The sequence below is a fragment of the Acinetobacter sp. ANC 4216 genome (assembly GCF_004331195.1).
Lineage (GTDB): Bacteria > Pseudomonadota > Gammaproteobacteria > Pseudomonadales > Moraxellaceae > Acinetobacter > Acinetobacter kookii.
In genome coordinates this window covers 1-7,523 of sequence record NZ_SJOC01000034.1, presented here as the reverse complement: position 1 = coordinate 7,523, position 7,523 = coordinate 1, and the positions used below count along the sequence as shown (strand labels likewise).

The 7,523-nt window shown below is 38.6% G+C and carries 8 protein-coding genes and 3 pseudogenes; 7 read left to right on the top strand and 4 right to left on the bottom strand.

Annotation, left to right across the window (positions count from 1 at the left end; genetic code table 11):
* A partial coding sequence (locus tag E0H88_RS15745; protein ID WP_146144371.1) for a helix-turn-helix domain-containing protein occupies positions 1-113 on the bottom strand: 113 nt, incomplete at its 3' end.
* A gap of 99 nt (positions 114-212) precedes the next feature.
* Between E0H88_RS15745 and E0H88_RS15740 the strand changes: the two are divergent.
* A pseudogene (locus E0H88_RS15740) lies at positions 213-551 on the top strand (DDE-type integrase/transposase/recombinase); the annotation flags it as partial.
* Positions 552-641: 90 nt separating this feature from the next.
* Here the strand turns inward: E0H88_RS15740 and E0H88_RS15735 are convergent.
* The gene (locus tag E0H88_RS15735; protein WP_044112330.1) at positions 642-1,520 is read right to left on the bottom strand and encodes a LysR family transcriptional regulator; all 879 of its coding nucleotides are present in this window, start codon (positions 1,518-1,520) and stop codon (positions 642-644) included.
* Positions 1,521-1,622: 102 nt separating this feature from the next.
* Between E0H88_RS15735 and trpB the strand changes: the two genes are divergently transcribed.
* Positions 1,623-2,834, top strand: a complete 1,212-nt coding sequence (gene trpB, locus E0H88_RS15730; protein WP_044112331.1) for a tryptophan synthase subunit beta — start codon at positions 1,623-1,625, stop codon at positions 2,832-2,834.
* Positions 2,831-3,616, top strand: a complete 786-nt coding sequence (trpA, locus tag E0H88_RS15725) for a tryptophan synthase subunit alpha (RefSeq protein WP_131275059.1) — start codon at positions 2,831-2,833, stop codon at positions 3,614-3,616. The genes trpB and trpA overlap by 4 nt, the downstream gene beginning before the upstream one ends.
* A gap of 84 nt (positions 3,617-3,700) precedes the next feature.
* On the opposite strand, the gene E0H88_RS15720 is transcribed toward trpA, so the two are convergent.
* Positions 3,701-4,033: a MerR family transcriptional regulator gene (locus tag E0H88_RS15720; RefSeq protein WP_052431329.1), complete on the bottom strand. Its 333-nt coding sequence runs from the start codon at positions 4,031-4,033 to the stop codon at positions 3,701-3,703.
* A gap of 162 nt (positions 4,034-4,195) precedes the next feature.
* Here E0H88_RS15720 and E0H88_RS15710 point away from each other — a divergent pair, with 162 nt between their 5' ends.
* Both E0H88_RS15710 and E0H88_RS15705 read left to right on the top strand, forming a co-directional pair.
* A complete protein-coding gene (locus E0H88_RS15710; protein ID WP_020753605.1) occupies positions 4,196-4,900 on the top strand; it encodes an IS6-like element IS1008 family transposase in 705 nt (234 codons plus the stop codon).
* A 53-nt stretch (positions 4,901-4,953) separates the two neighbouring features.
* Positions 4,954-5,403, top strand: a pseudogene (locus E0H88_RS15705) (ISNCY family transposase); the annotation flags it as partial.
* A 293-nt stretch (positions 5,404-5,696) separates the two neighbouring features.
* Here E0H88_RS15705 and E0H88_RS15700 read toward each other — a convergent pair.
* Entirely contained in the window at positions 5,697-6,062 is a 366-nt protein-coding gene (locus tag E0H88_RS15700) for a hypothetical protein (protein WP_092818267.1), read from the bottom strand.
* Positions 6,063-6,303: 241 nt separating this feature from the next.
* Between E0H88_RS15700 and E0H88_RS15695 the strand changes: the two genes are divergently transcribed.
* Together E0H88_RS15695 and E0H88_RS15690 are read left to right on the top strand one after the other, a co-directional pair.
* Positions 6,304-6,741: a hypothetical protein gene (locus tag E0H88_RS15695; RefSeq protein WP_131275057.1), complete on the top strand. Its 438-nt coding sequence runs from the start codon at positions 6,304-6,306 to the stop codon at positions 6,739-6,741.
* Positions 6,742-7,276: 535 nt separating this feature from the next.
* Positions 7,277-7,523, top strand: a pseudogene (locus tag E0H88_RS15690) (type II toxin-antitoxin system RelE/ParE family toxin); the annotation flags it as partial.

Genomic DNA, 7,523 nt, shown 5'->3' with positions numbered 1-7,523 from the left:
GTTGATCGTGAACGCCCTAACTCCCGAGCAAGGGTAGCGATTGAACTTTTACTTTTCAAAGTAGCATAAATTTCGTATCTTTCATCTTGAGAAAGTTGGGTGTATTTCTTCATTGTGTGCTTTCCAATTGCGAGTTGAAAAAGTCCAATGATTCTACGAATACACCTAACTTTTTCAACTAACTACAAATGTGTCGCACTTGGGATTTGAATCTGCGTAATGTGAAGAAGTGGCAAATTCCAAAAGTGATCAACACGGATAAAGCACCCACATATGGACGTGCTTTATCACGGTTAAAACAGGAAGGAAAATGTCCACCAGACCTTGAGTACAGGCAGATTAAGTATAAAAATAACCTGATCGAATGTGATCATGGCAAGCTAAAGCGGATCATCAGGACCACATTAGGATTCAAATCGATGAAGACGGCTTATGCCACAATTAAAGGTATTGAAGTCATGCATGCACTACGTAAAGGACAAGCTTCGTCATTTTATTATGGTCAGCCTCAGGGTGAAGTGTATCTAGTGAATAGAGTTTTCGGTCTCTAAGCACGTTTTGAAAGGAACATCATCTACTCAAATTTCTATTTGCAACAGTGCCCTATTTAGATTCTTGAGGGCTGCGACTCTCTGAAGATCTCATTTGGCCTCATTCTGTAACCAATTCACAATATTCATAACATCACTGTTCGCACTATTTTTCCTTACGATTGCGTAGAAGTTATAGTCGCATTCTATGAACCCAAAAGGAGCAATAATCCTTCCATTCAATATTTCTTTTTCTACTAAAATTTGAGGTGCTATGGCAATCCCCAATCCGGAAACAGCAGCCTCTATCATTAAATTGAGACGATCAAAATAGCGGTCATTTGATTTAGTCTGAAAGTTCATATTTGATCGCTCAAACCAGATATGCCAAGCATTCTTATTAGAATGAGTATGCAGTAATGGGTATTTCAAGAGATCATTGATCGTATTCAAATGAAATGTTTCACCATTACAAATAGGTCCCATGTGATCTGGGAATAAAAGGTATTTATCCAAAGAGTCAGGTAGCATGTGATCTAAACTTAAGCTATTGATAAAAATATCAATCTGTTCTTTTTCCAGTAGCTTTAAGTCGTTACAAGTCATTAATTTAATATGGATATTGGGATAAATGATTTCGAGTTTTTCTAAGCGTGGAATCAGCCAATTCGCCATAAAACTATGAGATGCTCCGATTACGATTTCCACTTCTGAAGCTTTGTTACTTAACTCAAAGACACATTGTTCCAACTCATTGAAAAAGTGAGTACAAAGACGAGATAAGTCTTCTGCCTCTCGGGTGAGAGAGATCGTTGATGAATGCCGGATAAAGAGTTTTTTATCCAACCACTCTTCTAACTGTTTGATTTGATGGCTAACCGCACTATGAGTTACACATAATTCTTCTGCAGCCAAGCTGAAACTTTTATGTCGCGCGACTGCTTCAAATGCTTTCAGAGAATTTAAGGGCGGTAAGGTTCTACGTTTCATTCTGTAAATTTTTCTAACATCACAAGCTAAAAATATATCAATTATAAGAAAAATGGAAATCTCTTAAGATTCAGTAAATTTTGATGCTTCAAGAGATATGGAATGACAACTCATTATACTGGTCAGGGTCCTGATAAATCTGGTTTTTTTGGGAAATTTGGCGGCTGCTATATGCCAGAGAGCCTGATGCCGGCCCTACAAGATTTAGAACATGCATTTAATATCATCCGGCATCAACCTGAATTTTGGACTGAATATCGACAAATATTGACGGACTTTGTGGGTCGTCCTAGCCCTCTATTTTATGCAAAAAATCTAACAGCGTATGCAGGAGGAGCCAAAATATATCTCAAGCGAGAGGATTTAAACCATACCGGTGCCCACAAGATCAATAACTGTGTTGGACAAATATTATTAGCTAAATTTATGGGTAAAACCAAAATCATTGCAGAAACAGGTGCTGGACAACATGGCGTTGCCACAGCAACGGTCTGTGCGCTGTTTAAGATGAAGTGCACGATTTATATGGGTGAAACTGATATTCAGCGTCAGCAGTCGAATGTTAACCGCATGAAATTACTCGGCGCTGAAGTCAAAGGCGTAAAGAAAGGCCGTGGAACTTTGAAAGATGCCATGAATGAAGCGTTACGTGACTGGATCAGTAACGTAGACACGACTTACTACCTGTTGGGAACAGGTGCAGGTCCCCATCCTTATCCAACCATCGTGAGAGAGTTCCAAAAAATTATTGGTATAGAAGCGAAAAATCAAATCCTCCTCAAAGAGAATAAACTCCCTGATGCTTTGGTTGCCTGTGTCGGTGGCGGATCAAATGCATTGGGACTCATGCATCCCTTTCTACAAGATCCTGATGTCAAAATGTTCGGGATTGAGGCCGGTGGAAAAGGGACAGATAGTGGCGAACATGCTGCCTCGATTTCAAAAGGTCGAATCGGTGTCCTGCATGGCAATTTGACTTACTTACTCCAAGATTCAGATGGGCAAATTTTAGAAGGACATTCCATCTCCGCAGGACTGGATTATCCCGGGGTGGGTCCTGAGCATGGCATCTTGTTTGAAACAGGTCGCGTGACCTATGCAGCGGTCAATGATGAAGAGGCCGTGAGGGCCTTCCAGTTGTTGAGTCAGCAGGAAGGCATTATCCCGGCATTGGAAAGTTCTCATGCCATCGCATATGCCATCAAGCTCGCAAAAGAAATGCAGCCGGAGCAGACAATTATCGTCAATTTAAGTGGTCGAGGTGACAAAGACTTAGACACAGTCAAAAAATATCTTGCAGGAGCAACCGTATGAACCGTTTAGATCTAAAACTAGCGCAATTAAAACAGGAACATCGAAGCGGTCTGGTCTGTTATTTTACGGCTGGAGATCCTGACTTTACTGAAAGTTGTCGTCTGTTTAGTCAGTTGGGTCAGGCTGGAGCCGATATCATCGAAGTTGGTATTCCATTTTCTGATCCTGTTGCAGATGGAGAGACCATCCAGGCAGCCCATCTCAGAGCGCTCAGTGCTGGACAAACCGTACATCAGACAATTGAATTGGTTAAAGCAATCCGTCTACAGGATGACAAAACCCCGATTATTTTCATGACCTATTTAAATCCGATCATGCAATATGGTTTCGAGCAACTGGTTTGGGATACCGAAAATCTGATTGATGGGATCCTAATTCTGGATGCACCCTATGAATATCGGGAACAATTTAAACTGCGATTAACTGAAAAAAATATGTATCTAATCGCAATGACTGCACCCACTACTCCTGTTGAGCGATTGGAACAAATCTCGGCAAGTGCGACAGGATTTTTATATCATGTTGCGGAAAATGGCCTCACCGGAGGCAATTTGAATCTACCCAATCTTGAAAAAAAGATCGCTGAAATAAAACCCATGTTTAATATCCCGATCGCAATTGGTTTTGGTATTAAAAATGAAAGTCATGTGAAAGCTTTGGCAAATAAAGTTGATCTGGTTGTGATCGGCTCAGCACTGGTTGATACTTTCTTTAATCAGGGTGTGGATGCGACATTAGAAAAAGTGAGAAAATTTTCACAGGTTTTGAAAGAGAAATCTTAATTTTTTCTTCATGATCATCAATATAGCACTTATGACCTATAGAATAAGATTCCTATTCTTTAGGTCATTTTTCAAATATGCATTTCAGCGATGCTGTGTCTCCGCCAGCTCCAGAGCATTGAAATCGGGTTGCTCCAGTTCTACCAACTGCTTGTTGAGTAACTCAATCAAATCATTTTCATAAGAATTCATCACAGATTGGTCAGCGAATTGATCATTTGGATTACGTAAAGGACATTGATCTAGAGACAGGCAGCCGCAGCCAATACATTTATCTAACTGGGACCTGAGCTGGAGCAAATATATAATTTTTTCATCTAACTGCCCTTTCCATGTTTCCGATAACGCTTGCCAGTCTTGCTTATTGGCAATTTTGTTCTCCGGCAATACAGAAAAATTATCTTTCAGTTGTTGCAAAACTTATCCCAACGGCTTGAGCCACTTTAATGAGCACTATTGCAAATAGAAATTTGAGTCGATGATGTTCCTTTCAAAACGTGCTTAGAGACCGAAAACGGCACTGTTGCAAATAGGCTGACATGATAAGCTAAATATCTTATTTATTTCGAGATACAGCAGATGAATCCCTTCCACGGTCGGCACTTTCAAGGTGAAATCATTCTTTGGGCTGTTCGTTGGTATTGTAAATATGGCATCAGCTATCGTGAACTTCAAGAAATGCTCGCTGAACGAGGCATAAATGTGGATCACAGTACAATTTATCGTTGGGTTCAGCGTTATGCTCCAGAAATGGAAAAACGGTTACGCTGGTATTGGCGTAATCCTACAGATTTACATTCATGGCATATGGATGAGACTTATATCAAAGTGAAGGGGCGATGGACTTACCTGTATCGTGCAGTTGATCAACAGGGTCATACGATTGACTTTTACCTTTCCGCTAGACGGAACAGTAAATCAGCCTATAGTTTTCTAGGAAAGATCTTCAATACGGTGAAAAAATGGCAAATTCCACGGGTCATCAATACAGATAAAGCAGCGACCTATGGCCATGCTTTATCACGATTAAAGCGAGAAGGAAAATGTCCAGTAGATATTGAGCACAGGCAGATTAAGTATAAAAATAATGTCATTGAATGTGATCATGGTAAGTTAAAGCGAATCATCAGGGCCACATTAGGATTCAAATCTATGAAGACTGCTTATGCCACAATTAAAGGTATTGAAGTCATGCGTGCACTACGTAAAGGACAAGCATCGTCATTTTATTATGGTCAGCCTCAGGGTGAAGTGTGTCTAATCAACAGGGTTTTCGGTCTCTAAGCACTTTTTAAAGGGAACATCATCGACTCAAATCACTATTTGCAACAGTGCCGTTCAATCAGAAGTTTGCCAAATGTGCGAGGAATTCCAAGAACTTGCATCGCCCTTTAACAGAGTCCGCTGCTGAACTGGAGGAGATTTTCACCTGGCAGGAACCGCGTAAGGTCACAAAGAACCTGACCATCACGTATGACAAGTGTATTTATATGCTTGAGCCAACAGCACTGAATCATAAGCTTGTTGGGCAATACATTTCATTTCTGGAGTATCCAGATGGCACTGTGGCCATCATGCATGAAGGACGGAAGATCAACTATAGCGTCTTCAATAAACTGGCTGGACTGCAGCAAAATGCAGTGGTTGAGAATAAAAGATTAGGCTCGGTTCTAGCCCATATCCAGCAACAGCATGAAGAGTTGGAAAAACAGAATAAACGTTCCCGTCTCAAGAAAAGTATGCCGAGTCGTAAAGCTCAGAAAGCCATCATTGAACAAAGGAATTAAAATCCTGTTCTTGACTCTTGCAGTTAAAAACAGGACATTTTAAATGGTTTATCGCATAGACATTTTAATTGGTGAATAACAAAAAAAACCTGGGCACCAACCCAGGTCTAAAATTTAAAAAATAGATAAATATCAGTGCAATAAACTCATTTTTCTAATTTCGCATAACGTGTATTATGTTAATTTTAGGAAAGCTTAAAAAGGTAAAATCTAATGAACCTGTAACTCCTTAATTCGCTAGAACCCAAATCCTCCAAAGCCTTTACTTTTTCATACACGTATTATTTAGTTCTTCAGCTATAATCAGTTTCTTCATAATCTTTTGGCTTGTTATAGTCGTATTGAATATTAAACTTTCCAGTTGGATACAATGTAAAAGTTAGCCCCCAAATACGATCACCTGTCAAATCAAGCAAATGCTTTCTAAGGAAAAAAATTTTTTCTTTAGCCAATTTACTAACATCTCTAGGAATATCACTACCGAGTCGGTCTAATTCACTATTATATTTTGACCACCATGTACTACTAATCATTTTCCCAAAAATTTCGTAGGTTGCTCCAGCTTCATCCCAAGAATTTTCTCCAACAAAGGCTAGAATTTCTTCAGCAATTGCTTGGTAAGCCTCAATGACTAATGTATTTTCAATTTGTTGACTCATTGATCAAGTTCCTAAGTCTTTTTTGTACCATCAATATGCTGCCACATTAAATTCATTAGGTTTAGTTTGTAAAACCATTTATTTAACATAATGGCGATTATACGAAATTTTTAAATTTCTTTAATTATCATAAGGATAATCTCATTTTTTAAATTTCGTATAACGTGTATTATGTTAATTTTAGAAATATTTAAAAGACACTTTAATAACTATGGATTTAAAAAGTTTAAACAATTTCATAATGCCATTTGATCAATTTCCAATACATTGGAGATTTGACAATGATTCTTGGAATCAGCTTAATCAGATACATTTAGATCAAATAAAGCCTATGACTCCACAGGCTTCAAATTTTCTTTGGAATTATAGTTCTGAAATTACCAAAAACTTGATGGAAGGAAAGAATTTTAATTGTTTTAGAGCAATTAATACCGAAGATAAAACAATCAAAAAATGGTTATTTCATACAGGGTTAGCTTTTCAAAAAGATATTTATGTAGTTTGGCAACCTGATATTGCTGTTAGTACTAACTGGAAAATTTTCGTAAAATTTTTCGATGATTTTTATTATTCTTGTGATGAGATATCAATTTTTGATAATAGCTTAAATTGGGGACTGTACATTCATCGAAATAAAGTAGTTTTTGGTTCTAATATCTACGATCAGCATCTCATTTAACATAATGGGTGTTATCCGAAACGCACTATATAAAGACCAATAAAATCAAATACTTAATATTTTACATAATGCCAATTTTCTACCCTAGAGCCGGTTTGGAAACAAATCGGTTTTTTTATGTCCGATTCTGGCATCTTTCGCCAATCATTTTGTTTAAAAAATAGACGATTTTGCAGTTTTTCCTGATCCCATCAGATGTCCAGGGCAAAAATTATCCCCAATTTCTGCGGATAAAAACGGGACAACTTTTAGCCGTTTTTGTACGCCCTGGCGCACAGACATTTAGGGGTTTTGCGGCTAGGGGATCTGCGGTTTTTTGCTTATGATGAAGTCATACAGGAACAGGACGTTCCGGAACATAAAACAATAACGATAAGTTCTCGCACCAGGATCGTGAGGTAGACAGCCCTACCTAGCACCGAACACGAAAAAGCCCGACAGGATGTCGGGCTTTTTTATTGCCTATCATTTCTCATTTGCAAAACAAGCATAATGCTCCTAAAATATAGACTATAATCTATATTTTGGTTGTGGTATGTGGACAGTCATTACGACAGATCTATTTAATCAGTGGCTTGAACAGCAAGACTAATCAACACAAGAGAAGGTTCTGGCTGCCCTGGTTGTTCTACAGCAGCAAGGACCAAGTTTAGGCCGCCCTTTAGTAGATACCGTCTATGACTCTAAATTTACCAACATGAAAGAGCTTCGTGTTCAACATCGAGGTAAACCACTGAGAGCTTTCTTCGCATTTGATCCATTACGTCAGGCCATTGTGCTAT